This window comes from Methylobacterium sp. CM6241 (genome assembly GCF_054817845.1).
The window spans coordinates 965,214-991,274 of the sequence record NZ_CM139246.1 but is presented as its reverse complement, the minus strand read 5'-3'; the positions used below and the strand labels follow the sequence as shown (position 1 = coordinate 991,274).

Sequence of the window (26,061 nt, the reverse complement as noted above, 5' to 3'; positions counted from 1 at the left end):
GTCAGCGCCGCAATCTGGCGAGCATCCGCTCCACATGGGCGATCGGCGTCTGCGGGGTGATGCCGTGGCCGAGGTTGAAGATGTGCGGCAGTCCCTCCGTCGCCTCGAGCACCCCGTCCACGGCCGCGTCGAGGGCCTCACCGCCCTCGATCAGCGTTTCGGGGTGGATGTTGCCCTGGGTCACGGTGCGCGGCGCCACGGCACCGCGCAGGGCCTTCAGATCGACGCTCCAATCGACGCCGACGGCGTCCGCCCCGGTCTCCGCCATCACGCGGGCATGGCCTTCCAGGCCCGAGCCCCGGGCGAAGACGATGATCTTCGCCCCCGGCACGCGGGCCCTGACCCCGTCGACGATGCGGGCGATGGGGGAAAAGCTCCAATGTTCTAGGGCGTCCGCCGTCGCCCCGGGAGCGCGGGGCAGCGAACCGGCATGGGATTCGAAGATCTGGACCGCATCGGCACCGGCTTCGAGCTGGCGCGACAGGTACTCGATCTGCACCGAGACCAAGCGGTCGATGAGCGCTTCCACCAGGGCGGTCTCGGTATCGGCGAGCGCGCGGGCGGGAGCGAGGTCGGGCGTGCCGCGTCCGCCGATCATGTAGCTCGCCACCGTCCAGGGACCGCCACAGAACCCGAGAAGCGTCGTCTCGGCCGGCAACTCGGAGCGAAGGCGCCGGACGGTCTCGAAGACCGGCTCCAAATGCTGGAAGATGCTCGGATCGTCGGCCTGTTTCAGGCGGGCGAATTCGTCCCGGCCGTGGACCGGATCGAGACGCGGGCCTTCCCCTTCGACGAAGCGGACATTCTGCCCGAGGGCGTCCGGCACGACGAGGATGTCGGAGAACAGGATCGCCGCGTCGAAGCCGAACCGTCGGATCGGCTGCAGGGTCACTTCGGTGGCGAAGTCCGGATTGTAGCAGAGGTCGAGGAAGGAGCCGGCCCTGGCCCTGACCTCGCGATATTCCGGAAGGTAGCGCCCGGCCTGCCGCATCATCCAGGCGGGAGGAATCCGGGACGGCTTGCCGTCGAGAACCTGAAGCAGCGCACGATCGGTGCCGTCACGTCGAGTCATGCGCGTATCCGCCCGGTCCATCTTGATGGGGGGAGACCCTCCCCCTTGGAACAGAGCTATGACGTCCCGGCCCCTTCTCGGGAAGATCTTTTGCCGAGGGACGTTGTTTTACCGCAGGACGTCCCCGCTTCTCCCATGCCCACTTCCGAAAGCCCTGTTCCCTGCGAGAGCCTCTGGGGTGGCCGAAAATCCCTGTCCCCGTCCCGTCTATCTAATAAGAAAAGAGAGATTCGAGGACTCTGTTTTTTCTTTTAGACGGGGGATGACGGGACCGCGAACTTGTCCACACCCCATCCCCGCCGCACCGCCGTTAACGGGGCTTTAACGGGTTCGCGCTAACTTTCGAGAACGGGAAGTCTAATCAGCGACTTGCGCGCCGTGATGGGTCCCCCGTGCCCGAACCCTCCCTGAATCTCCCAAACCGGGATCGGGACGAGGGTCGTTGGTCTGCATGTTGACGTGAGAGTCGACAACGCGGGGGAAGGTTCCGCCCCCGGCCCGGACAGGGGTGCTTTATCCCCACCTGTCGACTCCGGCCTTCAGGTGTGGTGGATAACCCGGAGATCCCTCGAGCCCGTCCGCCGGCCTGGGATGGGAATTTCCGATGAGTCGCAGCTACTTCCACCTCCATCTCGTGTCGGATTCCACCGGTGAGACTCTCATCAATGTGGGTCGCGCCGCCGCCGCCCAGTATGAAGGCGTCTCGGCCATCGAGCATGTCTATCCGCTGGTGCGATCCTCGGCCCAGCTCGAACGGGTGATTTCCGAGATCGAGGCGGCGCCGGGCCTCGTTCTCTACACGCTCGTCGGGCACGACCTGACCGAGCGTCTGGAAGCGGCCTGTCGCGAGACCGGCTCGCCCTGCCTATCCGTGCTTCAGCCGGTCCACGCCCTGCTCCAATCCTATCTCGGTGCGGAGACGACGGCGCGGCCCGGGGCGCAGCACATGCTGAACGCCGAATATTTCAAGCGCATCGACGCGATGAACTTCACCCTCGCGCATGACGACGGTAACCTGCCCTTCGACATCGACGAGTCCGACGTGATCCTCGTGGGCGTCAGCCGCACCTCGAAGACCCCGACGGCGATCTATCTGGCCAATCGTGGGCTGAAAACCGCGAATTTCCCGCTCGTGCCCGGCATGCCGGTGCCGCCCAATCTCGAGAACGCCCGCAAGCCCCTCGTGGTCGGCCTTCTCGCGTCTCCTGAGCGGATCGTGCAGATTCGTCAGAACCGTCTGCTGAGCCTGAAGGCGGACGACACCTCTCTCTATGTCGATCGCGACGCCGTCGCCGACGAGATCGCCGCTTGCCGCAAACTCTGCAGCCGACATCGCTGGCCGACCATCGACGTCACGAGGCGGTCCATCGAGGAGACCGCCGCCGCGATCCTCGATCTCCATCGCGAGCACCGGCTCAAGTTCATCGTGGCGTGAAACGCGAAGCGAGTTCCGTCATGACCCATCTCTGGCTTCCCGAACGTCCATTGGTTCTTGCCTCCGGCTCGCCGACGCGCAGGCATCTCCTGGAAGCGGCCGGACTCGATGTGGAAGTCGTGATCCCGAATGTCGACGAGCGAGGCATCGAGGCCGATTCAGGCCCCCTCGCCCCCGCCGATCTCGCTTGCCGACTGGCCCTGGCCAAGGCACGGGCGGTCGCGGAAAAGGCCCGCGACAGGATCGTCCTGGCCGCGGATCAGGTTCTCGCCTGCGACGGGGAGGTGTTCCACAAATCCGCCTCCCTCGACGCGGCGAAACATCAGCTGAGCCGGCTATCCAACAGGATGCACTCCCTGCATTCCGCTGCCGCCCTGATCGTACCGGGACGGGAGCCGGACGTGATGCATGACGAGGCCCGTCTGACCATGCGGGATCTGAGCGCGGTCGCCATCGACACCTATCTGGCGATTGCCGGGCATGACCGCGTCACCGGCACGGTAGGGGGATACCAGCTGGAAGGCCTCGGCATCCATCTGTTCGCGGAAATCGAAGGCGCCCATCCCACGATCCTCGGCCTGCCGCTAACCGGATTGCTCGACCGGTTGCGCTGCCATGGCTGCCTTGCCTTCTGATCCCGAACGCCCCGCGAGACCCATTCATGATCAAAGCCTTCGTCGTCGGTCATCCGATCGCCCATTCCCGGTCGCCGATGATCCACGGACACTGGCTCTCGACCCTCGGGCTCGATGGGTCCTACGAGCGGATCGACGTGGCGCCGGAGGATTTTGGGGCCTTCCTGCGCGGCCTGAAGGCTGCCGGGTTCGCCGGCGGAAACGTGACTTTGCCACATAAGGAAGCCGCCTTCGCCGGGGCCGAGGTGCTGACGGCGTCCGCCCGGCGGATCGGCGCGGTCAACACGCTCTCCTTCGACGGCCAGGGTCGTCTCGTCGGCGACAACACGGACGCCGTCGGCTTCACCGCCCATCTCGACGAGACCCTTGGGGCGGATTGGCTCCGTGCGGATGCCGGCGATGTCGTCATCCTCGGAGCGGGAGGGGCGGCACGGGCCGTCGTCGCGGGCCTCCTCGACCGGCCGGCGAGCCGCATCCTCGTGGCCAACCGCACGCGCTCGCGGGCCGAGGCCATCGTAGAACTCGACCCGTCCCGCGTGGAGGCCATCGACTGGGATGGGCTCGACGATGCCCTCCGCCGCGCGCGGCTTCTCGTCAACACCACCTCACTCGGCATGACCGGAAAGCCGCCCCTCGACATCGTTCTCGATCGTTTGCCGGCTGAATGTGCCGTGGCCGATATCGTCTATTCGCCCCTGGAGACGCAGCTTCTCGCAGCAGCTGCGGCACGAGGGCATCGCGTGGTCGACGGGCTCGGCATGCTGCTGCATCAGGCGGTTCCCGGTTTCGAGCGCTGGTTCGGGACCCGCCCCGTGGTGACGCCGGAGCTGCGTGCCCTGATCGTCGCCGATCTGGTCGCGAAGCGATGACCCAGCCGTTCATTCTCGGCCTCACCGGCTCCATCGGCATGGGGAAATCGACCACGGCCGCCATGTTCGCCCGGCGCGGCATTCCGATCCACGACGCGGATGCAGCGGTGCGGCGCCTCTACGCCGCGGGTGGAGCCGGCGCCCGCCTCATCGCCGACCTGTTCCCTGACGCCATCGCGGAGGACGGCTCCGTCGACCGCGCGTGCCTGCGGGACCATGTGCTCGGCCGGCCCGATTCTCTCGCCCGGCTGGAAGCCGCGATTCATCCCCTCGTCCGCGCGGAGGAGCAGCGATTCCTCGACGAGCATGCCGACGGCTCCCTGGTGATCCTCGACATCCCCCTCCTGTTCGAGACCGGCGGCGAGGGCAGATGCGATGCGGTTCTGGTGGTGACGGCGGATCCTGAGATTCAGCGGCAGCGTGTGCTGGCGCGCCCCGGCATGTCCGAGGCGGCTTTTGCCGCGATCCTCGCCAAGCAGATGCCCGATTCCGATAAGCGCGCCCGTGCCGACTTCCTCATCGATACCGGGCTTGGCCTTGCTGGCGCCGAAAATCAGGTCGACGCTCTCATCGAACGGCTCGTCGGCGCAGGCCAAGCCTGACCGACCGCTTCGTTTCTCCTCGAATGGACCGCACCATGCTCCGTGAGATCGTCCTCGACACCGAAACCACCGGTACGGATGCCAAGAACGGGGACCGGCTGATCGAGATCGGCTGCGTCGAACTGATCAACCATATCCAGACGGGTGTGACCTTCCACCGTTACGTCAATCCGACACGGCCGGTCTCGCAGGGTGCGTTCGGCGTCCACGGTCTCTCCGACGCGTTTCTGGCCGACAAACCCGTCTTCTCGGCGATCGTGGACGATTTCGTCGCCTTCTGCGGCGATTCCCCCCTCGTGATCCACAACGCGCCCTTCGATGTGGGCTTCCTCAACATGGAGTTCGCCCGGCTCGGCGAAGGCGGGCCGCCGCAGATCGATCTGGGGGCGGTGGTCGACACGCTGCAGATGGCGCGGCGCAAGCATACCGGCGCTTCCAACAGCCTCGACGCGCTTTGCGTCCGTTATGGGATCGATACGACGCGGCGCACCAAACACGGTGCGCTTCTCGACGCTCAGATCCTGGCCGAGGTCTATATCGAGCTGCTGGGCGGCAAGCAGACAAGCCTTGGCCTGGCGATGGTCGAGGCCGCCGAACCGATCCAGATCGTCGCCTCCGGCGACGGTCCCGTCGCCACGGGGCCGCGCCGATTGCGCAACCGCTTGAACCCCTTGGACGTTAGCCAGCATGCTGCGTTCGTCTCATCTCTCAGTGCAAGCCCGATCTGGCGCGACTATGTCAGCGAGAGCGAAGGCGAGTAAATATCGCCTAGGTGCAATGCAATAAAACACATATTGCATTGCAACAGAACCAGCTTACATCTTTGCACAACGAGTCGGCGCGGAGGCGAATCGAGCCCATCGTCGATGCCGGATCAGCTTTTATCCTGCATCGATCAGATCCGCTGGCCGCTCGTCGACACACATGTCCAGCACCCAAGAAAGCGATCATGCGATGGCTGATCACCCGAACCGGACACAGGCACGTCTGGCCGATCTCGTCGAAGCCACCAAGCTGACGGGGGCGGGCCGCTTGCAAGAAGCGTCCGATCTCATCCAGCGCGGCCTGTTCGGGAGCCAGGGCGCCAGCCATTCCGGTCAGACGGCGGAATCCGCAACCTCCACGCATTCGGCAGGTGGGATCGCGGAAGGTCTGCACGATCAGTTTCGTGGGGCCCTGGATCAGGTCGCGCGGAAATTCGGCCTGTCGTCGCCATCCGGCGCGGTCGCTCAAGGCGCGACTGCGACTGCTCCGGCGACGTCCGGCTTCATGGGGTTCGATCCCGCGACGCTGTTCCGAGACGGAAACGTTCCGTCTCTCACCACGGGAGAGGGAACTTTCACCGCGCATTCCTTCGCCAACGAAGCGGGTGCGCGCGACTACAAGCTCTACATTCCCAGCCGTACGGTCACCCATCCTCCCCTGGTCGTGATGCTGCATGGCTGCACCCAGTCGCCGGACGATTTCGCTACCGGAACCGGCATGAACCTCCTTGCCGAGCAGGAAGGGTTCCTCGTCGCCTATCCAGGCCAGAGCACGAGGGACCATGGCCAGCGCTGTTGGAACTGGTACCAGCCCGGCGATCAGGCACGGGGCCTGGGCGAGGCCGAGATCATCGCTGGCCTTACCCGTGAGGTGATGCAAAACCACGATGTCGATCCGCGCAGGGTCTACATCGCTGGCCTCTCCGCCGGTGGCGCGGCCGCTGCCAACGTGGCCTTGGCCTATCCCGATCTCTACGCCGCTGTCGGCGTGCATTCCGGCCTCGCGGCAGGATGCGCTGGCGACGTCTCCTCGGCGCTCACGACGATGCGTCTCGGGCCTTCGGGAGCCGCCATCCTCCAGGAAGGGACGCCCCGCGTACCGACCATCATGGTTCACGGCGAGAACGACAGCACCGTCCACCCGCGCAATGGCGAGCAGGTCCTGCTCCAGGCCGGCGTCGATGCGCTCACGCCTTCCGTCTCGGACGGCGTGAGTCCGGGCGGGCTCTCCTTTATCCGCACGCGTTATGCCGACGAGACCGATCGTGTGGTGGTGGAAAGCTGGGTCGTGCGCGGCCTCAACCATGCCTGGTCGGGGGGCGACCCGTCGGGCAGCTACACCGACCGTCGGGGACCCGATGCGTCACGGGCGATGGTCGATTTTTTCATGGCCCACCGCCTCGACCGACCGCGCCAGTGAATCGCTGTCAGACCGCCACGTTGTCGATGAGTCGCGTCGAGCCGAGATAGGCGGCGACCAGAATCCTGGTCGCTCCCGTGGCGTGTTCCACCGGGGCCAGCGTGTCGGCATCGCACACGCTGAGATACTGGATCGTGCTGAACCCGGCCTCGATCAGCCGATCGGTCGAGGCGGAGACGAGGGGGGACGCGGCGTTCCCCGCCCGTAATCCTTCGGCGATGATCGACAGCTCGCGGTGCAGAAGAGGGGCGATCCGTCGCTCCTGTGCATCGAGGTAGCGGTTGCGGGAGGAGAGGGCGAGGCCGTCCTCCTCTCGCAATGTCGGGACGCCGCCGATGGCGACGGGGATGTCGAGGTCACGCACCGCGCGGCGGATGACCTGCAATTGCTGGAAATCCTTCTCGCCGAACAGGGCGGTATCGGGCTGGACCTGGTTGACGAGCTTCGTCACCACCGTGGCGACGCCGGAGAAATGGCCCGGACGAAACGCGCCGCACAATCCCTCGCTGATGCCCGCCACCGTGAGGCTGGTGGAGAAATCCGTCGGGTACATCGTCTCCACGGTGGGACAGTAGGCGGCATCGACGCCCGCCTCCGACAGGAGCGCGAGATCGGCCTCGGTATCGCGCGGATAGCGCGAGAAATCCTCGCTCGGCCCGAACTGCGTCGGGTTGACGAAGATGCTGACCACGACCCGCTCCCCCAGTTCCCGCGCCCGGGTCACGAGGGAGAGGTGGCCCTGGTGCAGGGCACCCATGGTGGGCACGAAGACGACACGGTCGCCCGCCGCTTTCCAGGCGCGGATGCAGGCCCGCATGGGGTCCACCGCGTCGAACCGGACCGGGGTGACGGGCGAGGCTTGGCTGCTCATCGGGGCTCTTCGGCGGGACTTTATGAGGGGTGTGGATCGTGCCTCGACTATCCCAGATCCATGCCGGAACGCCAGATGGCGCCGTTGGGCGACGTCAGTTGCAATAGGGCAGCAACGACCTGCCGAACGGATCGTCGACGCCCAGTGCCGGCTTGAAGCCGTAATAGCTCGGTTTTCCGAGCCCGTAGGTCGATCCGACATAGCTCGGATCGTCCGGCGCGTCGGTGGGAATGGGCACGCTTCTCGGGATACAGGCGACCCGTCGGGGTCTCGCACGCTCCCGTCGGGGCGTGCTGTCCTCGTCCGCGCGCGGGAAGTAACGCGGCGGCGGCTCGGCTCCCGGAACAGGGCGGTTGGCCTCCACACCGTAGGGGGTGGACCAGCGCTCCCGCGCGTCTGCGGCCCGGGCCGGGCCGTCCAAGACGGACGCGACGAAACTTGCCGCGATCAGCACCCTCGCGGCATGGCCTCCTGCTGTCTCGCGCCCTCGGCTCATGTCATCCCGCTGCGTGCTCCCGTCGCCGGAAGCCCTGTCGATGGGCGTTCACCGCCCAACTCCCCGTCCTTGGACGAGGCTCGAAATTCTCAGAACAGGGTGAACGAAACGTTACCGTCGCAGAGCCCGACCATCGAGATCCGCCAAAGGGTTGACCGGCTCGGCGGAAGGCCTGTCGATCTTGAACGGCTTCGACAGGTTGCCGGCTAATAGAGCCAGGTCCGGCGTCGCTTCCTCGGTTCGGCCATAGAGCGAGGCGTCGAGGGCGGCCAGTGCCTCGGAGATGACCGGATTGGAGCGCCAGAGCCGCGCGAGTTCGGGTTCGCGCTCGAAGACCGGGCCGAGGGCAGCGCGGAAACCCGGCCCATCACCGGCTTCCGCGTGGCGTGCGAGTTCGCGACGCGTCGCACGGTCGAGGCGCAGGGTCCGAGAGCGCCTCGGAACGCCAAAGCCGATGAGGGCGAGGCCGAACCCGAAAGCTCCCACGGCCGCAGCCGCAACGACCATCGGCGAGGCCGGAGCGACGGGTTTGGCGTCCTCGTCCCGGTCGGGCAGGCCGCCGCCGATCTGGCGGGCCGGGATTTCCGCTTCCCGCAAGGTCCGCGAGACGGTGTCGAACCAGGGAATGGTGATGGCATCGAGCGGGACGATCTCGGTGACGGCAGGGCGCACGTCCCATTGATAGGTCGCCCGCGCCACCGGACCAGTCGGGGTGATGATCGTCTCGCGGGTCACGGGGCCGGCGAAGGTGAGGATACCGCGTGTGCGCATGACCGGCCTTGGCGGCAGCCCTTCGGCCACCAGCCCCTGCGCCTCCAGGGTGACGATGCGCCTCGTGGTCTCGCCGATCTTCACCGTTTCGGGATCGGGGCTCCAGGAATCCGTGATCGTGACGTCCCGCGCCGGTAGCCACCACGGCTCCTTTACGTCGGGGCCGCCCACCGGCTTCGTCCAGGTGGCGACGGGCAGCGAGACCGGTACGGAGGGAACGTCCACCACCTTGCGGGTTCCGCCATCGTTGATGGTGAGGCGGTGGATGAACGGGTCGATGGTGAAGTCGCCCGGATGGTGCGGGAAAATCGCGATGGTGCGGTCGAAGGCCACCGCCACCTGTCCGTCCGGCAGGCGTGTCTTCGACCAGGTGTCCCGGCCGAGCTGGGTCCAGCTGAAATTCGCCAGCGACGGCTGGACGACCTCCTCCAGCAGGATCGCCTGCCGGTAGACGCCGCGAATGTGGAGCAGCACCATTTCCCGCGAGAACGGCGCAGCGTTACCGTTGAGCTCCGGCGTCACCGTCAGGGTGAGGTCGCCGGGAGCGATTTCGGCCTGTGCGGGAGCGGCGAGGAATAGGAACGCGCCGAGCATGAGGATGCCACGCCGTCCGTGATCCCTCCCCCCTCTGCGGGGGAGGGTGGCCCGCGAAGCGGGTCGGGAGAGGGGAGCGCCAGTTCCGGAGAGGTCGTCCCCTCTCCCGCCTGCTCCGCAGGCACCCTCCCCCGCAGAGGGGGGAGGGTTGGTATCCGGGCGATACACTCCGCTTACCATGGGTTGCTTCCTGCCGGGACCGCCGTGCCCGCTTCCACACGCACCGCTTGCTCGGCTTTCAGGCGCAGCTTGAGATACCGGCCCGGATCGTCAGGCAGGGTCTGGAGCCAGAGGCGGTCGGGGCGGATTTCGTGCGCCTCGAAACTCTTCGTCACGCGCCGCGCCTCCCGCTCCGGGGCGGCGGCGACCATGGCGGAACCGGCGCCCGTGCGTCCACGACCGGCGGCATCGCTGGCCGAGCCTCTCGCTTCACCTTTGCCGGAATCCACCGATTGCTGCTCGGCCTTGCCGCGCCGCGCCACCTTGCTGTTGCCCGGCGTCGAGGAGGAGGTGCCTCCCTCCTTATTGCCGGCCAGTCCCTCACCGACGGAGGAGGCCTTCATGTCGTCGTTGGGATCCTGATTCGAGGTTTTGTTGTAGCGCGAGCCCACGGTCGCGGTGGCATTGGCGAGGCCGCCGCCCTTGCCCGGATCGCCCGGCCCCTCGGCCACGAGGCGGGCGACGAGGGAACGATTGGCCTGCGCATCCGCATCGCGTGGATTGTATTGCAGGGCGACGTCGTAGGCGTCGATGGCGCCCTGGTAATCGCCCGAGCGCGCGAGCGCATTGGCGAGATTGTAAGCGTTGCGCCGGCTGCCATTCCGGAAGATCGCGATGGCCTCCTCGTAGCGCCCCGCCTCGTAGAGCGCGGGCCCGCGCCAAGCCGGATCGGCAAGGATGGTGGCGGCGGCGTTGGGCAGGCCGAGGCTCATCAGGCTGCGACCGAGCGTCGTGCGCGGCTCCGAAACCAGGGTGAGGCCGAGAATGCCGGCCCCCGCCAGCGTGATGCCGGCGATCCTGGCCCAGCCGGTCCAATGCCGGGGCAAGTAACGGGCGAAGGGAAGACGATCGGGCAAGGAGAGGCGCGCGGTGCTCATCAGGCGCTCCTGCGGAACAAGGCGAGGGCAGGAAGCAGGGCGAGGAGGATCAGCCAGCGTCCCAGATCGGCGAAGGCGAGCACGGTGTAGCCGCCCGCCGCCAGATGTTGCGCCGTGCTGGCCCCCACCACATCGAGGAGGGCGGCCGGCCTGTCGAGATCGACGGTGAGGCCGTTGCCCGTGCCGGTCACCCGGTCGAGGGCCGCCCGGTCCGGCTTGGGCGATCCCGCCGGCAGGGAATTGGTGGCCGGAACGAACACGGCATGGAGGTGCCATCCCTTGTTCCGGATCGCAGTGGCCTCGCGCATGGCGGCATCGCCGATCCCGTCGCCATCGGTGACGAGGACCACGTCGCCGGCGATGACGCCGGCCTCCTCCAGGGTCCGGCGCGCGATGGCGAGGCCGCGCTCGGGATGGGTGCCGCGATCGGGCACGGTGTCGCCGTCGAGGGCGAACAGGACGAGGCTCAGGGCGTCGCGATCCGTGGTCGGTGGGGCGGCGAGATAGGCGTCGCCGGCATAGACCACCACGGCGACGCTGCGGGTGCCCGCCGCCTGGGCCACGCTGTCGGCGATCTGGCGGACCTCCTTGAGGTGGCCGCCCTCGGCCACGGAGCGCGAGAGATCGATGACGACCACCGTCGCATCGAGGTTGCGGAAGGTCGCTGCGTCCGGGCGCTCGATGGCCGGTCCCGTGAGGGCGATGGCGATGAGACCGGCCGCGATGGCGGCGGCGAGGTTGGCCTGGCGCCGCCCACCGAGGACGGCTCCGCGCGTCTCGAGGAAGGCCATCAGGCCGGGATCGACCGCCTTCGCCCAATCACCCAGCGGGGCCGAGCGCCAGGCCGCGCGCAGGGCGAGGATGAGGATGACGGGAATCGCCAGGAGCCACCAGGGCCGCAGGATGGCGAGGGAGAGAAGGTCGCTCATGCCTTGCGCCTCGCCACCAGCAGGCCCGCCGCACAGAGCAGGGCGAGGCCGGCGGGCCAGGGCCACAGGTCCTGCCGCAGGGGGACCGGGGGAGCCTTGGCCCGACCCCCTTCGATGGCATCGATCGAATCCGCCATGGCGATGAGGTCGTCGGTGGTCTTCACCCGGAAGAAGGTGCCCCCGGTGAGAGTCGAGATGTCCCGCAAGGTCTCGGCATCGACCACATCCTGCTCGCCGTCGGCATTGGACATGTCACGGGGGCCGAGCGCGATGGTGTGGACCTTGACGCCGAGCTCCTTGGCCAAAGCCGCCACGTCGCGCGGCGTGGTCTGGCCGGCATTGTTGGCCCCGTCCGTCATCAGCACCACCACCTTCGATGTGGCCTGCGGGATATCGGACGCCTCGCCGGAGGTGGCCGGCACCAGCCGCTTGAGGGCGAGGCCGAGACCGTCGCCGATGCCGGTGGAGCGGCCAACGAGGCCGATCGTCGCCTCGTCGAGGGCGCGCGCCACGGTATTGGTGTCGAAGCTCGGGCTCGCGGCGACGTAGGATTCGTTGGCGAAGATCACGAGGCCGATCCGGTCCCCGGCCCGGCGGCGGATGAAGTCGGTGCCCACCCGCTTCACCGCGGTGAGCCGCGTCACGGTCTCGCCGTCGATGGCGAAGTCGCGCCGCTCCATGCTGCCGGACAGGTCCATCACCAGCATGATCTCGCGACCCGAGGCCGGAAGCGCGGTGGCGGGCAGGACGAGGCGGGGGCCGGCGAGCGCCGCCACCAAGGCGGCCCACAGGGTCCAGATCAGGAGCGAGCGCCCGCGCCCGCGCGCCGCCACGCCGTCCCCCCGGGCGGAGCCCATCACGACGGTGGCCGGAACGCGCAGGGCGCCGCTCGATCCCATCCGTTCGGGCGGCAGCAGCCGGGCCGCGAGAAAGGGCAGCGGCAGGAGCAGCAGCGCCAGGGGCGCGGCGAGATCGAAGGCCGAGAGGAAAGCGGTGAACCAGGCTGGCATCGGCTCAGGCCCTGATCCGCGCGAAAAGACGGCTGAGTTCGGAATCCAGGGTCTCGACGTCTGCCGGGGAGAAGCGCCGGTACAGGCCCTCCGTCACGACCCTGCCTGCGCCCTTGCTGAAGACATCCGTGGCGAAGAGGCGGTCGAGGGTGGCCGCCCAGTCGCGTCCCTGGGTCGAGGCGGCCTCGTCGCCGGCGAGCGTCCGGGCGAGGCGCCGCAACAGGCGGGCCTGCGCGATGAGGCGTGCGTCCGGAGCGAGTGTGCGCGTCTCGGCGAGGCCGCGCAGGGCCGAGGCCCGCACCGAAGCGTTCGACCGCGCCCGCATCAGCCTGACGAGGCCGACGAGAAGGGCCGCGACGAAGCCCAGCGCGATGGCCAGCACCACCTCGCCCTGCGCGCCGCTGCCCGCATCGGCCGGGAGGTGCAGGCCGCGCAGCTGGGTGAGATCGGTGGGGGAGCTAAGCGGGTTCACGCGCTACAGCACCGCATCGAGACGTTCCATCAGCGGAGCATAGGCCTCTGGACCCGCCTCGGCATCGAGGCGCAAACCTTCGATGCCGCGCCGCGCATAGGCGATGAGTCGGTCGTCGGGCACGCCGTCCGTATTGGCGGCGGAGCGCCCGACCTGAACCGTGCCGCGCTGCCCGTCCGGCGTGGCGAACGGAAAGAACCCCGCCGGCTTCCTACGCTCGAACGCATCGCTGACGAGGACGAGGCGGATCGACAGGCGCTCGGCCAGCACGGTGAGCAGGTGGTCGAATTCAGGCCCCGGCGCGTCCAGCGCGCTGCCGATGACGAGATGGCCGCCGGACGGAAGCAGGCTCGCCGCTACGGTGAGGCTGCGGTCGAGGGGGGGATCCTGCATGTCCGAGGCGGCGAGCGCCTGGGCATGGGCCATGGCAAGGGCACCCGTCACCGCCGTCATGGCCCGCTCGCCGCCGCCGGGACGGACCACCACCGGCTCCCCCGAGGACGCGGCCACGAGACCGATGCGGCCACCATCGCCGACGATGCGCCAGCCGAGCAGCACCAGGGCTTCGGCCGCGGCCACCGAGCGCAGGGCGCGACGCGTGCCGAACAGCATGGAAGGGCGGAAATCCGCCAGTAGCACCACGGCGCGGTCGCGCTCGTCATGGTGGGTCCGCACGTGGAGGATGCCGGTGCGGGCGGTGGCGTTGCGGTCGATATGGCGGCGGTCGTCGCCCTCGGACCAGAGCCGCACGTCGTCGGGCTCCGATCCGCGTCCACGCCGGCGGGTGACGATGCCACCGGGAAGGCCCGCCAGGGTGCGGGTGGCCGGCGAGACGCCGCGTCGGGCGAGGTGGCGTAGCCCCATCAGGGCCTCGCCCGAGAGGTGGATACCGGGGCCGTGCGCGGAGCCCGTGGTCGGGCCGGAGGGGGACGCCATGACTGTGCTACCCGACCATTCCGCCTTCAGAGCGCCCGGACCCGCTGGACGAGGCCCGTGATGATGCCCCGCGCCGTCTGTCCCTCGGCTGCTGCGCGCCAGGTGAGCCCGATCCGGTGCGCCAGGGCGTCGGCGGCGAGATCCGAGATATCCTCCGGGATCACGTGGTCGCGGCCGCGCAGATAGGCCCGCGCCTTGCCGGCGAGCATCAGCGCCAGCGTCCCGCGCGGGGAGGCCGGGTGCTCGATCGAGGCGCGGAGATCCGGGGCCGCCTTGTCGGTGCGGGTGCCGGCCACGAGTCGCACCAGATAGTCCTTGAGGGCCGACGAGACGTGGACGTTGAGGGCCGCCGCGCGGGCGGCGCGGATCTCCGCCACTGTGAGCTTCACCGGCATCGCCTCGGCATGGTGGTTCAGTTCGCCCTCGACGAGGTCGAGGATGCGGCGCTCGGAGGCTTCGTCGGGCATCTCCACCACCACATGGAGGAGGAAGCGGTCGAGCTGTGCCTCCGGTAGCGGGAAGGTGCCCGCATGCTCGATGGGATTCTGGGTCGCTACCACCATGAACGGGTCGGGCAGGACATGGGTATGGCCGGCGACCGTGATCTGTCCCTCTGCCATGGATTCCAGCAGCGCCGACTGCACCTTGGGCGGGGCGCGGTTCACCTCGTCCACGAGGATGAGGGAGTGGAACAGCGGACCGGGCAGGAACTCGAAATCCCCGGCATCCTGGCGCCAGACGGTGGTGCCGGTGAGATCGGCCGGCATCAGGTCGGGCGTGCATTGGATGCGGGCGAAGCTGCCGTCGAGCCCGTCCGACAGGCGTTTGACCGCGCGCGTCTTGGCGAGGCCGGGCGCGCCCTCGATGAGGAGATGGCCACCGGCGAGAAGCCCGATGAGCAGACGCTCCACGAGGGTTTCGGCGCCGATGAGTCCGTGGCTCAGGCCATCCCGCAAAGCGAGGATGCGTGCGCGAAGCGCCTCGTCGGCGGCTGGCGCCGCCGAGGTAGCGGGACGCATGGCCAGTGTCGCGTCGCTCATGAGCGCGCGTCGGCCGGAGCCGCCCGCAGGGCTGCCGCAACGGATAAGCGGGGCATGATCGTGGCAGGGCCGGCGTACAGCACCATGCGCGTCTCCTCGGGCGGATTCTTAAGAGATCCCTATATCGATCGGGTTTGCATGCAGCGGAGCACCGGCGTCAATCCCGTGGGACGTTTCCCGTGAAACACGAGGGTGAGATCGGGCAGAATGCCCGACCACCGGGATTTCATGAAGTCGAATGCATGCAGAGCGGATTTCTCTGCCGATCCCGAGGATCTAAGCCGGAATTCGGCGTTATGTCGCATCCTGCGAGACGTCGGTGGAAACCGAGGGCCGACCTCCCGGTTTCCGTGCCAACCCAGCGAGCAGACTGGAGCAGACCATGAATACAGACCTCTTCCCCGGCTTCAGCGCGGACTGGATCGACATTCCGGAGGGCCGTTTCTTCGCCCGCAGCGGCGGTCGTGAGGATGCACCTCCCGTCATCTTCCTTCATGGATTTCCGCAGACTCATGCCTGCTGGCACCGCATCGCGCCGGCTTTGGCCGAGACCCATCGCGTGGTGTGCCTCGATCTGAAAGGCTACGGCTGGTCGGAAGCGCCCAAAGGTGACCCCCACCACGAGGCCTATTCCAAGCGCCGCATGGGTCGCGACGTGGTGGCGATCATGGAGCGGCTCGGCCATGTCCGCTTCGCACTCGTGGGTCACGATCGCGGCGCGCGGGTGGGCTACCGACTCGCCCTCGACGAGCCGGGCCGGATCGAGCGCCTCGCCCTTCTCGATATCCTGCCCACCCTCGTTCAGTGGGAGCGGATCGAAACCGATCCCGACGTGTCGTCGCATTGGGCATCCCTGGCCCGGCCGGCCCCCGGTCCGGAGGAGGAGATCGGCCGCGATCCGGTCGCCTATTTCGAAGGCCTCCTTCGGCAATGGAGCAATGCCCGGAGCCTCGACCCCTTCGCCCCGGAAGCCTTGCGCCTCTATCGCGAGAACTGGAACGTGCCCGAGCGCATCCACGCCTTCTGCGAGGATTACCGCGCTGGCGCGACCCGCGACCGCGAGGCCGACCTCGACGACCTCGCGGCAGGAAAGACCCTCTCCTGCCCGACGCTGATCCTCACCGGCGACGGCTATCTCGACCATTCTCACGAGACCCCGCTGGCGGCGTGGCAGCGGACCTTCGCGCCGAAGGCCGAGGCCGTTGACATCACATCGGGGCATTTCCTCGCGGAGGAGAATGCCCCCGAGACGCTCAAGGCCCTGCGGGCCTTCCTCGGTGGCTGACGCGCGAAGCGTCACCGTTTCGTCATGGGCGGGCGACATGCAGCGCCCATGACTGCGCTCCTCGCTTCGCCACTGCCGGAATTCGTGAATTCCGCCGTCAGTCTCATCGTCGCTTTCGTGCTCGGCACGATGATCGGGGCCGAACGGCAATATCGCCAGCGTACGGCGGGCCTGCGCACCAATGTGCTGGTGGCGGTGGGGGCGGCGGCCTTCGTCGATCTCGGCATGCGCCTCGAAGGCACGCGCGGCGCGGTGAGCACGGTCGCTTACGTTATCTCCGGCGTCGGTTTCCTCGGGGCCGGCGTCATCATGAAGGAGGGCATGAACGTGCGTGGCCTCAACACCGCGGCCACGCTCTGGTGCTCGGCGGCGGTAGGAGCCTTCGCCGGGGCCGACTTCCCCCTGGAGGCCTGTTTCGTCACGGCGGCAATCCTGTCCGGCAACACCCTGCTGCGGCCCCTCGTCAACGCCATCAACCGCGTCCCCATCGATGAGAGCCAGACCGAGGCCACCTACGAGGTCCAGGTCACGGTGCCGGCCGAGCATGCCGGCCCCGCCCGCGACCTTCTCGTGGAACGGCTGGAGGCGGCGCATTACCCGGTCGGCGGCACCGAGGTGGTGGAACGCGGCGAGGAGACGGTGGAGGTGGTGGCGACCCTGGTGGCGACGGCGGTGGAGTCCGCCGAACTCGACGCGGTGGTGGCCGGGCTGGAGCGCGACGAGCGGATCAGCCATGCCACCTGGTCGGTCCAGACCGCCGATTGAGCGCGTCCGCCGCCATTGCCGCCGTGAGGAAAAGACCAACCTAGGCCCGTGATGCCGGGCCTCGCCCCGGCGATGGAGGACCCCAACCATGGCCGGAACACGCAGGAACGCATTGATCGTTGGGGCCTCCCGCGGCCTGGGCCTCGGATTGGTGGAGACGTTCCTCGCGCGAGGCTGGGCGGTCACCGCCACCCAGCGCTCGCCCTCCGCCGAATTGGCGGCTTTGGCCTCCGACGCGCTCGGCATCGAGACCGCCGATATCGATGATGACGCGGCGGTTGCCACTCTCCACGACCGACTTGCTCACCAACGCTACGACCTGATCTTCGTGGTGGCCGGCGTGGCGACCCAGGCGCACGATCCTACCCATGACGTCCCGCGCGAGGTCGCCGCGCATGTCTACCTCACCAATGCCATCAGCCCGATCCGCTTCGCCGAACGGTTTCGCGATCGGCTGGCGGGCAACGGTCTCATCGCTTTCATGAGCTCCGTCCTCGGCAGCGTCGCCCTCAACGAGAGTGGCGGATGGGAGACCTACCGCGCGAGCAAGGCGGCGTTGAACACGTTGGCGATCAGCTTCGAGATCCGTCACCGCGACGAAGGGTTCGGCGTGGTCCTTCTCCATCCCGGCTGGGTCCGCACGGAGATGGGTGGCGAGGAGGCGGATCTCGACGTGGCGACGAGCGTCGCCGGTCTGGCCGACGTCATCGAGAATCGGCTCGGCAAACCCGGTATCGCCTATCTCGACTATACCGGCGCGACCTTGGCCTGGTAGGCGGTCAGCGCCGCCCGTCGAGGGGACGGCCGCGCCGTTCCACCACGACGGGCGGGCGGGTACGACGCTCGACGATGACGGTGCGCGGCGCCCGGCTCGGGCTGCCGGCGGTGAGGATGCGCTCGGAGATCTTCTCGGGCTTCTGCTTCCCGGCGGCGAGCACGTGCGGGCGCACCTCGTCGAGGGGAAGTCCGATCAGGCCAGCGGCAATCTCGACCTGCTGTTCGAGATCGTCCGCGAGATCCTGCGCGGCAGCGACCGCCTCGGGGATCGTGGGCGGTTCGCGCCGCACGCGGATCGGGGGCAGGTCTTGGAAGGATTTCGGCGTCTTCTTCACGACTCGGCCCACGCTCGACATGAGCCGAGGATAGCGCGACAGGGGCTCCGGTGCATTGCACCATTTTAACGATGCACCCACGCGTTTCGCGCATTCCCCATCGTTGGAGTCGGAATTTCCGCCAGATCGAGGCCGGGATGCCATTTCCCTATTCGATTGCCTGAGCGAATGCCCATCGGAGGAGCAAAAGACGCGTCATTATGACGCATATTCCAGTGGCTCCGTTGGGGCCTCGCTCGATGCGTTGCGCGCCGTCAGGCTCCCGTCGATACTGCGCCCATCATGTCTCCCATCACCGATCTCACCGATTCCAGGCTGGTCCCGGCCCGCCCCGACCTCGCCGATCTCCGCCTTCGCGGCCGGATCGACGCCGACCGCTATGTAGCCGGGCAGCCCGGCCGGCTCATCGTGGCATCCGCGCCCTTGCGGCGGCGACCGAGTCTCGACGCCGGCATCGAGACCGAAGCGGTCATGGGCGATCCCCTGACCCTCTACGACACGAGCGACGGCTTCACCTTCGTACAGTTCGAAACCGACGGCTATGTCGGCTACCTACCGGCGGAATCCTGCGCCCCGGGCGTCCCGTCCCCGACCCATCGGGTGACGGCCATTCGGACCTTCCTCTATCCGGCCGCCAACATGAAACGGCCACCACTCGGGCACGTGAGCCTCGGTGCAGGGCTCGGCGTCACCGGGCGGGAGGGTGAGTTCCTGCGCTTGGCGGAGGACTCTTACGTCTTCGCCGATCATTGCGTCCCGGTCGGCACAGTGGAGTCCGACCCTGCCGCAACCGCCGAGCGTCTCGTGGGCACGCCCTATCTGTGGGGAGGTCGCACCAGTCTCGGGCTCGATTGCTCGGGCCTCGTCCAACTTTGCCTCGCCATGGCGGGCATTCCGTCTCCCCGCGACGCGGATCAGCAGGAAGCGGCTCTCGGCACGGCGCTGCCCCAGCACCTCGACGGCTTGGTCCGGGGCGATCTCGTCTTCTGGCGCGGCCATGTGGGGATGATGCTGGACGAGACCCGTCTCATCCACGCCAACGGCCACCACATGGCGGTGGCGGTGGAGCCCCTGGGGGTGGCGGTGGAGCGCATCGCCGAGAAGAGCTACGGCGTGGTGACCTCGCTCCGGCGCATTACGGCTTCAGCCGGGCCTTGATTCGGGTGATCAACCCGTCACGGACGTCGCGATAAGCTTCGAGGCGCTGATCGCGTGAGGCTTCCTGCATCAGCGTCGGGTCCGGCGTCGGCCAGTATTCCACGTCGACGGCGTTGGTCCGAGTGACCTCCAGAGCCGCGTGGTGCGCCTCGGGCGACAGGGTGATGATGAGGTCGAAATTCAGCCCCTCCCACTCCTCCAGTTCGAGGAGGGTCCGGGGTCGGTGCTTGGAGGCGTTGATGCCGATCTCGTCGAGGGCCGCAACCATGAACGGGTCTGCCGGCTCGCCGGAGCGGACGCCCGCTGACTGCACATAGGTGGACTTGCCGAAATAGTGACGCGCCACCGCCTCCGCCGCGAGGGACCGCACGGCGTTGAAGTTGCACATGAACAGCACCGACTGCACGCGCGTCTTCTTCGGGCCGGCCTCTTCCGCCATCCGGTGACTGCCTCGGGCTTCAAACGACGGGGAGGGCGCTCACGCCTTCCAGTGCAAGGCGAAGACCAAGGTGAACAGGCGTCGCGCGGTGTCGTGGTCGAGATCGACCTTGCCTTCGAGGCGCTGCCGGAGGAGTTCGGAGGCTTCGTTGTGCAGGCCGCGCCGTCCCATGTCGATCGCCTCGATCTGAGTCGGTGAGGCGGTCTTGATCGCGTTGTAGTAGCTCTCGCAGATCATCTCGTAGTCGCGGATCACCCGGCGGAATGGGGTCAGCGACAGGAGATGGGTCATCACCGGCTCACCGTCCTGCCGGCGGATCGCGAAGGAGAGCTTGTTCTCCACGAGGCCGAGGGTGAGGGCGTAGGGGCCCTCGCGTCCGGGAATGGAGAAGTGGTTCTCCTCCAGGATGTCGAAGATCGCGATGGCGCGCTCGTGCTCTTGATCGGGATTGCCCCGGCCGATGGAATCCTCGTCGAAGGTCACCGCCGCGAGGCGGTGGATGGACGACGCTTTCTCTGCCGCTTGTCCCGTTTCTGGTTGTTCTGAGCCGGCCATCGTCCCCTCACAGATTCAGGCGGATCGCGACCGAGCGGGCGTGGCCGTCGAGGCCCTCCGACCGTCCCAGCGCGATGGCTGCCGGCCCCAAGGCCCTCAGCGCGGCGGGATCGCAGCGCAGGATCGTCGTCCGCTTCATGAAGTCGAGCACGCCGAGGCCCGAGGAGAACCGTGCCGAGCGGGCGGTGGGCAGCACGTGGTTCGGGCCGCCGACGTAATCGCCGATGGCTTCCGGCGTATGGCTGCCGAGGAAGATCGCACCGGCATTGCGAACCTTGGCGGCCAGGGCCTCCGGGTCGGCGGTCTCGATCTCCAGATGCTCCGGGGCGAGGCGGTCGACCAGGGGCACGGCCTCCTCGAAATCCGAGACGAGGACGATCGCGCCGTAATCGCGCCAGCTCGCCCGGGCGATGTCTGCGCGGGGCAGGGTGGCCAAAGCGCGTTCCACCGCGATCTCCACCGCATCGGCGAGGGCGGGCGAATCGGTGATGAGAATCGACTGGGCGGCCACATCGTGCTCGGCCTGGGCGAGGAGGTCGGCGGCGACCCAATCGGGGTTGGCATGACCGTCGGCGAGGATCAGCACCTCGGACGGACCGGCGATCATGTCGATTCCGACCTGCCCGAACACCCGGCGTTTGGCGGCGGCCACCCAGGCATTGCCCGGTCCGACGATCTTGGCCACGGGGGCGATGGTCTCGGTGCCGTAGGCCAGCGCCGCCACGGCCTGGGCCCCGCCGATCCGGTAGATCTCGGTAACGCCGGCAAGGTCCGCCGCGGCCAGGACCAGGGGGTTCATCTGTCCCTCGGGCATCGGCACGACCATGACGACACGCGGGACCCCAGCGACGCGAGCCGGAATGGCGTTCATGAGGACGGAAGAGGGGTAGCTCGCCGTCCCGCCGGGCACGTAGAGCCCCACCGATTCCAACGACGTCCAACGCCAGCCGGACGTCACGCCGAGATCGTCGGTGGCCATGTGGTCGCCGGGTACCTGGCCGCGATGGAACGTCTCGATGCGGGTCGCGGCGAGCCGCAGGGCATCGAGGGACTCGGCCGGGCAGGCGGCGATGGCAGCCCGTACCTCATCCGGGGTCACCCGCAGGGTCGCGGCGGAGAAGTCCTCGCCGAGCCGGTCGAAGCGGCGGGTGTAATCCACCAGGGCGGCGTCGCCCCCGGAGATCACACCGGCGATGATCCCGCGAACGGTCTCGTCCACATCCTCGGAGATCTCGCGCTTGACGCTGAGAAGACCGGCGAAGGTGGTGGCGAAATCGGCATCGCGGCTGTCGAGGCGCACCATCAGGCAGAATCTTTCACGACGTTGTCCTTGTCGGAGGGAGCCGTACCCGCATCACCTTGGATCGCGGCGCGGCCGGCTTGCGCCGCCTCGTGATCGGGGCGGCCTTCCACCTCCCAGACCGGACCGAGATCCTTCAGCCGCGCTTCGATGCATTCCACATCGAGCTGGATCGCTACTTTGCCGGCAAAGACCAGGGTGATGGTGCCGGAGGGTTCCTCCTTCGGCTGGAAGGTGACGGCCAGAAGGTTGAGAGGCTCGTCGGAGGTGGAGCCGGGCGTGATTCCGCGCGCGCGCACGGCCATGACCCGCTCGAAATGGAGGCCGGTGAGGCGACGGCGCGGGGCCTCCCCCTCCGGGGCCGACCAGTCGAAACGCCGCCCCACCAGCACGAAGCGGTGTGACGGTGCGAGATAAGCGAGATCCTGCGGGAGCAGGACCGCATCCTGAAGATGGGCCGAGAGGATCGCGAGATCCTCCGCGTCGAGGGCAGCGAGCTTGAGGAGCTCCATGTCGGGTTCGCATCTGGCCGGACGCCGCCGGATCGGGCGCCGGATGTGGAAGAGGGTCGGCCGTAGGTAGCGAGGCGGCCGCCCTGCGGCAACTGCGCGGCCCGGAACAATTACGGCGTGCCGGCGATATGGGCCGTTTGCGGGGGGCGACGTCAGACGGCGTTCATGCGGAACAGGTTAGTCTTTCGCCGTACTCTCGATTGGGACATCCACCACCATGATTCTCGGACCCGTATGCCGCATCGCCTTCGCCGCCCTGACCGCCCTGGCGGCGACGACGGCCCTCGGCCTGGGGCAGGCCCAGGCGCAGGTCCAGTTCCGCATCGACGATGGCTACGACAGGTCGCCTCGTGGCCGTTCGCCCTACGGCGACGACCGGCCGCGGGGCTATGATCGCTACGATGGCTATGCCCGGCCCTACGAGGATGGCGAGCGTCGGCCGGTGCAGCAGCAGCGATACGGACGCCAGCGCATGGGTAGCGTCTGCGTCACGGCGCGCGGCAATTGCCCCGCCTATCCGAGCCCGATCCAGTCGCCCTGCCGCTGCGACATCCCGGGATTCGGCCCCAAGCGCGGCAACGTACTGGAATAGTGGCCTTGTCCGGGAGGCGAGGACCGCCTCCCGGACAGGAGAGGCTCAGGAGCGGATGCGGCTGATCTCGGCGCCGCAGCGGCCGAGCTTGGCTTCGAGCGCTTCGAAGCCGCGATCGAGATGATAGACCCGGTTGATGCTGGTCTCGCCCTCGGCGGCGAGGCCGGCGATGACGAGGGAGACCGAGGCGCGCAGGTCGGTCGCCATGACGGGCGCGCCCTTGAGGCGCTCCACCCCGTCGACGATGGCGAGATCGCCCTCGAGCCGGATCCTGGCCCCGAGGCGCGCCAGTTCCTGCACGTGCATGAAGCGGTTCTCGAAGATGGTCTCGCGGATGTGGGACTGGCCCTTGGCGAGGGTCATCAGCGCCATGAACTGCGCCTGGAGGTCGGTGGGGAAGCCGGGGAACGGGTCCGTGGTCACGTCCACCGCAGCGATGCCGCCGCCATTGCGCCGAATGCGGATCGTGTCGGCGGTGCTGGTGATCTCGGCGCCCGTCGTCGTCAGCACGTCGAGCGCGCTGTGCAGCAGGTCGGCCCGGGTGTTCTCCAGGGTCACGTCGCCCCCCACCATGGCGGCCGCCATGGCGTAGGTGCCGGTCTCGATCCGGTCCGGCAGGACGGTGTGGCGGGCGCCGTTGAGGCGCGAGACACCCTCGATGGTGATGCGCGGGGTGCCGGCCCCCGAGATCCTGGCGCCCATCTTGATGAGGCAATCGGCGAGATCGACGACTTCCGGCTCCCGCGCGGCATTCTCGATCAGGGTCGATCCGTTGGCGAGCGCCGCTGCCATCAGCGCCACATGGGTACCGCCCACCGTGACCTTGGGAAAGTGAATCTCGCCGCCGCGCAGGCCACTCTTGGCCTTCGCCACCACGTAGCCGCCGTCGATCTCCACGGTGGCGCCGAGGCGCTCCAGGGCCATCAGCATGAGGTCGATGGGGCGGGTGCCGATGGCGCAGCCGCCGGGCATCGAGACACGGGCCTCGCCGAAGCGCGCGAGCAGCGGCGCGATGACCCAGAAACTCGCCCGCATGGTGGAGACGAGTTCGTAGGGCGCGGTGGTGTCGATGACGTTGGAGGCAGTCAGCCGGATGGTCTGGCCGGTCTCCGTCGTATCGCCCGGGCGCTTGCCCACCACCATGTGGTCGACGCCGTGATTGCCGAGGATGCGCAGCAGGGCGTGGATGTCGGCGAGGCGCGGCACGTTCATGAGTTCGAGGGATTCCCCCGTCATCAGGCTCGCGATCATCAGCGGCAGGGCGGCGTTCTTGGCGCCCGAGATCGGAATGACGCCGTGGAGCGGCTTTCCGCCGATGATGTTGATCCGGTCCATCGTCGTCCTTCGCGCGGCGTCACGCCCCTCCCCGTAACGAGAGGGCGGCGCCATCCTGGTTCTGCAAACGGTAGCGGTGCGCTCGCGGCACGGCCTTATCGAGCCGCCTATACGTGAGTTTTGTCCGAAAAAGGATCGTCAGCCGTCTCCGTCGCGATCCGGCTTCGCGTCCGGTCGCTCATCGGCATCGCCTGTTTCCGCTGCGGTCGCTGCCTGCCCACGGATCCTCGTCTGCGCCTTGCGCCGTTTCAAGTTGTCCCGCAGGGCCGCCTTCAGGCGCTCGTTCCGCGTGGCATCGTTCTTCATGGCGATCACTGCGCGACCCTTCGTCGCCAGGGCGAAATACCGGCTTTGCGACCCGGTCTCAACAGGCGCAGAGCTGGAATGCAGGAGTCGACTTGAACCAATTCCAAGTTCGCCTGTATCGTCAGGGCCGTGGCGTCGAAATCAGCACCGTCTGATTCCTTCCGCGCCATGCGAAGCGAGATCGTTGCGCCAGCGGGACTCATATCGACGAGGCCTGCAGCGGAGAGTTTGGTGCTTCGGAACAAGCCCTTTGTAACGATGCTGCTGCTGAATGCAGACGAGCGGATGCCGAGGCCGCCTAGAGCGGCGCTGACATGCGGTCGGCCATAGCGTGAAGGACGGATGCCCGTGAATCGGATGCCCGCGATGACGATGATCAGCGATACGACGACGCCCCGTGATCCCTCGGCCGAAGGATCCTCTACCCGCGCGTCGTTCGGGCACGGACGAACCGATTACGAAGGCTACTTCCGCAGGGCGGTGGACCGGCTGCACGACGAGCGGCGCTACCGGGTCTTCGCCGATATCGAGCGGATCGCCGGACGTTTTCCCACCGCCAACTGGCGCCGTCCCGACGGTGGCACCCGCGAAATCACCGTATGGTGTTCGAACGATTACCTTGGCATGGGCCAGCATCCGGACGTGGTCTCGGCCATGACCAAGACCGCCGCCCGATGCGGCGTCGGCGCCGGCGGCACCCGCAACATCGCCGGCAACAACTCGCCGCTGGTGGATCTGGAGCGTGAGCTCGCCGATCTGCACGGCAAGGAGGCGGGCCTCGTCTTCACCTCGGGCTACGTTTCGAACCAGGCCGGCATCTCCACCATCGCCAAGCTGATTCCGAACTGTCTGATCCTGTCGGATGCGTTCAATCACAATTCGATGATCGAGGGCGTGCGCCATTCCGGCTGCGAGAAGCGCATCTTCCGCCACAACGATCTCGCCCATCTCGAGGAACTGCTGATCGCCGCCGGGGACCGCCCCAAACTGATCGCCTTCGAGAGCGTCTATTCAATGGATGGCGACGTCTCCGACATCACCGCCATCTGCGACCTCGCCGACAAGTACGGCGCCATGACCTATCTCGACGAGGTCCATGCGGTGGGGCTCTACGGCGAGCGCGGCGGCGGCATCGCCGAGCGCGATGGGGTGATGCACCGGGTCGATGTGATCGAGGGCACCCTGGCCAAGGGCTTCGGCTGTGTCGGCGGCTACATCACCGCTTCCACTGTGCTGTGCGACGCCGTGCGCAGCCATGCGCCGGGCTTCATCTTCACCACCGCCCTGCCGCCGGCCATCGCGGCGGCGGCCCGCGCCTCGGTGCGTTACCTCAAGCGCTCGCAGGTGGAGCGCGCGGCGCATCAGCGCCAGGCCGCCCTCACCAAGGCCGCGCTGGAAGAGGCGGGCCTGCCGGTGCTCCCCACCGAGACCCATATCGTGCCGGTGATGGTGGGCGATGCCGAGCTGTGCAAAGCGGCGGCCGACCACCTCCTCGAACAGCACGGCATCTACATCCAGCCGATCAACTACCCCACCGTGCCGCGCGGCACCGAGCGCCTGCGGATCACGCCTTCGCCGTTCCACGACGCGGCCCGCATCGCCAAGCTGACGGCGGCCCTGACGGAGACCTGGGACACGCTCGACCTGCCGCGCGCCGGCACGGTGTTCGTCGAGGCGGCGGAGTAGGAA

The 26,061-nt window shown here is 67.9% G+C and carries 29 protein-coding genes; 12 read left to right on the top strand and 17 right to left on the bottom strand.

The window, feature by feature from the left end; all coding sequences use genetic code 11:
* Position 1: 1 nt before the first annotated feature.
* A complete protein-coding gene (gene hemE, locus ACYQR9_RS04585) occupies positions 2-1,072 on the bottom strand; it encodes a uroporphyrinogen decarboxylase (protein WP_461228844.1) in 1,071 nt (356 codons plus the stop codon).
* Between the two features lie 604 nt (positions 1,073-1,676).
* On the opposite strand from hemE, the gene ACYQR9_RS04580 reads away from it, so the two are divergent.
* The 6 genes from ACYQR9_RS04580 to ACYQR9_RS04555 all read left to right on the top strand — a co-directional run bounded on the left by ACYQR9_RS04580 (position 1,677) and on the right by ACYQR9_RS04555 (position 6,797).
* Entirely contained in the window at positions 1,677-2,507 is an 831-nt protein-coding gene (locus ACYQR9_RS04580) for a pyruvate, water dikinase regulatory protein (RefSeq protein ID WP_056422951.1), read from the top strand.
* Between the two features lie 20 nt (positions 2,508-2,527).
* Positions 2,528-3,142, top strand: a complete 615-nt coding sequence (locus tag ACYQR9_RS04575) for a Maf family protein (RefSeq protein ID WP_461228843.1) — start codon at positions 2,528-2,530, stop codon at positions 3,140-3,142.
* A 26-nt stretch (positions 3,143-3,168) separates the two neighbouring features.
* Positions 3,169-4,011, top strand: coding sequence for a shikimate dehydrogenase (locus ACYQR9_RS04570; RefSeq protein WP_461228842.1), 843 nt, complete (start codon positions 3,169-3,171; stop codon positions 4,009-4,011).
* On the top strand, positions 4,008-4,613 hold the full coding sequence (gene coaE, locus ACYQR9_RS04565) for a dephospho-CoA kinase (protein ID WP_461228841.1): 606 nt from the start codon (positions 4,008-4,010) through the stop codon (positions 4,611-4,613). Before ACYQR9_RS04570 ends, coaE begins: the two co-directional genes overlap by 4 nt.
* A gap of 35 nt (positions 4,614-4,648) precedes the next feature.
* A complete protein-coding gene (gene dnaQ / locus ACYQR9_RS04560; protein WP_056423355.1) occupies positions 4,649-5,374 on the top strand; it encodes a DNA polymerase III subunit epsilon in 726 nt (241 codons plus the stop codon).
* 193 nt (positions 5,375-5,567) lie between these two features.
* A complete protein-coding gene (locus tag ACYQR9_RS04555) occupies positions 5,568-6,797 on the top strand; it encodes an extracellular catalytic domain type 1 short-chain-length polyhydroxyalkanoate depolymerase (protein ID WP_461228840.1) in 1,230 nt (409 codons plus the stop codon).
* Between the two features lie 7 nt (positions 6,798-6,804).
* On the opposite strand, the gene panC is transcribed toward ACYQR9_RS04555, so the two are convergent.
* The 9 genes from panC to ACYQR9_RS04510 form a co-directional block, all read right to left on the bottom strand.
* Positions 6,805-7,668: a pantoate--beta-alanine ligase gene (panC, locus tag ACYQR9_RS04550; protein ID WP_461228839.1), complete on the bottom strand. Its 864-nt coding sequence runs from the start codon at positions 7,666-7,668 to the stop codon at positions 6,805-6,807.
* Between the two features lie 94 nt (positions 7,669-7,762).
* Positions 7,763-8,164 carry a hypothetical protein gene (locus ACYQR9_RS04545; RefSeq protein ID WP_246747816.1) on the bottom strand — a complete coding sequence of 134 codons (402 nt, stop codon included), beginning with the start codon at positions 8,162-8,164 and terminating at the stop codon, positions 7,763-7,765.
* Between the two features lie 111 nt (positions 8,165-8,275).
* Positions 8,276-9,529 carry a hypothetical protein gene (locus ACYQR9_RS04540; protein WP_461228838.1) on the bottom strand — a complete coding sequence of 418 codons (1,254 nt, stop codon included), beginning with the start codon at positions 9,527-9,529 and terminating at the stop codon, positions 8,276-8,278.
* A gap of 173 nt (positions 9,530-9,702) precedes the next feature.
* Complete coding sequence (locus ACYQR9_RS04535; protein ID WP_461228837.1) at positions 9,703-10,626, bottom strand: tetratricopeptide repeat protein; 924 nt, start codon at positions 10,624-10,626, stop codon at positions 9,703-9,705.
* Complete coding sequence (locus ACYQR9_RS04530) at positions 10,626-11,555, bottom strand: vWA domain-containing protein (RefSeq protein ID WP_461228836.1); 930 nt, start codon at positions 11,553-11,555, stop codon at positions 10,626-10,628. Before ACYQR9_RS04530 ends, ACYQR9_RS04535 begins: the two co-directional genes overlap by 1 nt.
* Positions 11,552-12,565, bottom strand: a complete 1,014-nt coding sequence (locus tag ACYQR9_RS04525) for a VWA domain-containing protein (RefSeq protein WP_419953195.1) — start codon at positions 12,563-12,565, stop codon at positions 11,552-11,554. The genes ACYQR9_RS04530 and ACYQR9_RS04525 overlap by 4 nt, the downstream gene beginning before the upstream one ends.
* Before the next feature lie 4 nt (positions 12,566-12,569).
* Positions 12,570-13,037, bottom strand: a complete 468-nt coding sequence (locus tag ACYQR9_RS04520) for a DUF4381 family protein (RefSeq protein WP_461228835.1) — start codon at positions 13,035-13,037, stop codon at positions 12,570-12,572.
* A gap of 3 nt (positions 13,038-13,040) precedes the next feature.
* Positions 13,041-13,973, bottom strand: coding sequence for a DUF58 domain-containing protein (locus ACYQR9_RS04515; protein WP_207411133.1), 933 nt, complete (start codon positions 13,971-13,973; stop codon positions 13,041-13,043).
* A 26-nt stretch (positions 13,974-13,999) separates the two neighbouring features.
* Positions 14,000-15,013: an AAA family ATPase gene (locus ACYQR9_RS04510; protein ID WP_461228834.1), complete on the bottom strand. Its 1,014-nt coding sequence runs from the start codon at positions 15,011-15,013 to the stop codon at positions 14,000-14,002.
* Positions 15,014-15,395: 382 nt separating this feature from the next.
* Between ACYQR9_RS04510 and ACYQR9_RS04505 the strand changes: the two genes are divergently transcribed.
* The 3 genes from ACYQR9_RS04505 (at position 15,396) to ACYQR9_RS04495 (ending at position 17,838) form a co-directional block, all read left to right on the top strand.
* Positions 15,396-16,298, top strand: a complete 903-nt coding sequence (locus ACYQR9_RS04505) for an alpha/beta fold hydrolase (protein ID WP_461228833.1) — start codon at positions 15,396-15,398, stop codon at positions 16,296-16,298.
* A gap of 48 nt (positions 16,299-16,346) precedes the next feature.
* Positions 16,347-17,063 carry an MgtC/SapB family protein gene (locus ACYQR9_RS04500; RefSeq protein WP_461228832.1) on the top strand — a complete coding sequence of 239 codons (717 nt, stop codon included), beginning with the start codon at positions 16,347-16,349 and terminating at the stop codon, positions 17,061-17,063.
* A gap of 88 nt (positions 17,064-17,151) precedes the next feature.
* A complete protein-coding gene (locus tag ACYQR9_RS04495; protein ID WP_461228831.1) occupies positions 17,152-17,838 on the top strand; it encodes an SDR family oxidoreductase in 687 nt (228 codons plus the stop codon).
* A gap of 4 nt (positions 17,839-17,842) precedes the next feature.
* Here ACYQR9_RS04495 and ACYQR9_RS04490 read toward each other — a convergent pair whose 3' ends face one another.
* Entirely contained in the window at positions 17,843-18,175 is a 333-nt protein-coding gene (locus ACYQR9_RS04490) for a hypothetical protein (protein WP_200919017.1), read from the bottom strand.
* A 291-nt stretch (positions 18,176-18,466) separates the two neighbouring features.
* On the opposite strand from ACYQR9_RS04490, the gene ACYQR9_RS04485 reads away from it, so the two are divergent.
* A complete protein-coding gene (locus ACYQR9_RS04485; protein ID WP_461229733.1) occupies positions 18,467-19,333 on the top strand; it encodes a C40 family peptidase in 867 nt (288 codons plus the stop codon).
* On the opposite strand, the gene ACYQR9_RS04480 is transcribed toward ACYQR9_RS04485, so the two are convergent.
* Genes ACYQR9_RS04480 through ACYQR9_RS04465 form a run of 4 tightly spaced genes read right to left on the bottom strand, consistent with a single transcriptional unit; the run spans position 19,311 to position 22,139 of the window.
* A complete protein-coding gene (locus ACYQR9_RS04480) occupies positions 19,311-19,772 on the bottom strand; it encodes an arsenate-mycothiol transferase ArsC (RefSeq protein WP_056422907.1) in 462 nt (153 codons plus the stop codon). The genes ACYQR9_RS04485 and ACYQR9_RS04480 overlap by 23 nt on opposite strands.
* 39 nt (positions 19,773-19,811) lie before the next feature.
* Positions 19,812-20,327 carry a UPF0262 family protein gene (locus tag ACYQR9_RS04475; protein ID WP_056422904.1) on the bottom strand — a complete coding sequence of 172 codons (516 nt, stop codon included), beginning with the start codon at positions 20,325-20,327 and terminating at the stop codon, positions 19,812-19,814.
* 7 nt (positions 20,328-20,334) lie between these two features.
* Positions 20,335-21,630, bottom strand: a complete 1,296-nt coding sequence (gene hisD, locus ACYQR9_RS04470) for a histidinol dehydrogenase (protein WP_461228830.1) — start codon at positions 21,628-21,630, stop codon at positions 20,335-20,337.
* Entirely contained in the window at positions 21,630-22,139 is a 510-nt protein-coding gene (locus ACYQR9_RS04465) for a DUF2948 family protein (protein ID WP_461228829.1), read from the bottom strand. Before ACYQR9_RS04465 ends, hisD begins: the two co-directional genes overlap by 1 nt.
* Positions 22,140-22,356: 217 nt before the next feature.
* Here ACYQR9_RS04465 and ACYQR9_RS04460 point away from each other — a divergent pair, with 217 nt between their 5' ends.
* Positions 22,357-22,731, top strand: coding sequence for a hypothetical protein (locus ACYQR9_RS04460; protein WP_207411126.1), 375 nt, complete (start codon positions 22,357-22,359; stop codon positions 22,729-22,731).
* Positions 22,732-22,776: 45 nt separating this feature from the next.
* Here the strand turns inward: ACYQR9_RS04460 and murA are convergent, their stop codons facing one another.
* Positions 22,777-24,066, bottom strand: a complete 1,290-nt coding sequence (gene murA, locus ACYQR9_RS04455) for a UDP-N-acetylglucosamine 1-carboxyvinyltransferase (RefSeq protein WP_056422896.1) — start codon at positions 24,064-24,066, stop codon at positions 22,777-22,779.
* Between the two features lie 138 nt (positions 24,067-24,204).
* Positions 24,205-24,372: a hypothetical protein gene (locus ACYQR9_RS04450; protein WP_461228828.1), complete on the bottom strand. Its 168-nt coding sequence runs from the start codon at positions 24,370-24,372 to the stop codon at positions 24,205-24,207.
* A gap of 342 nt (positions 24,373-24,714) precedes the next feature.
* On the opposite strand from ACYQR9_RS04450, the gene hemA reads away from it, so the two are divergent.
* Complete coding sequence (hemA, locus tag ACYQR9_RS04445; RefSeq protein ID WP_207411124.1) at positions 24,715-26,058, top strand: 5-aminolevulinate synthase; 1,344 nt, start codon at positions 24,715-24,717, stop codon at positions 26,056-26,058.
* Positions 26,059-26,061: the final 3 nt, after the last annotated feature.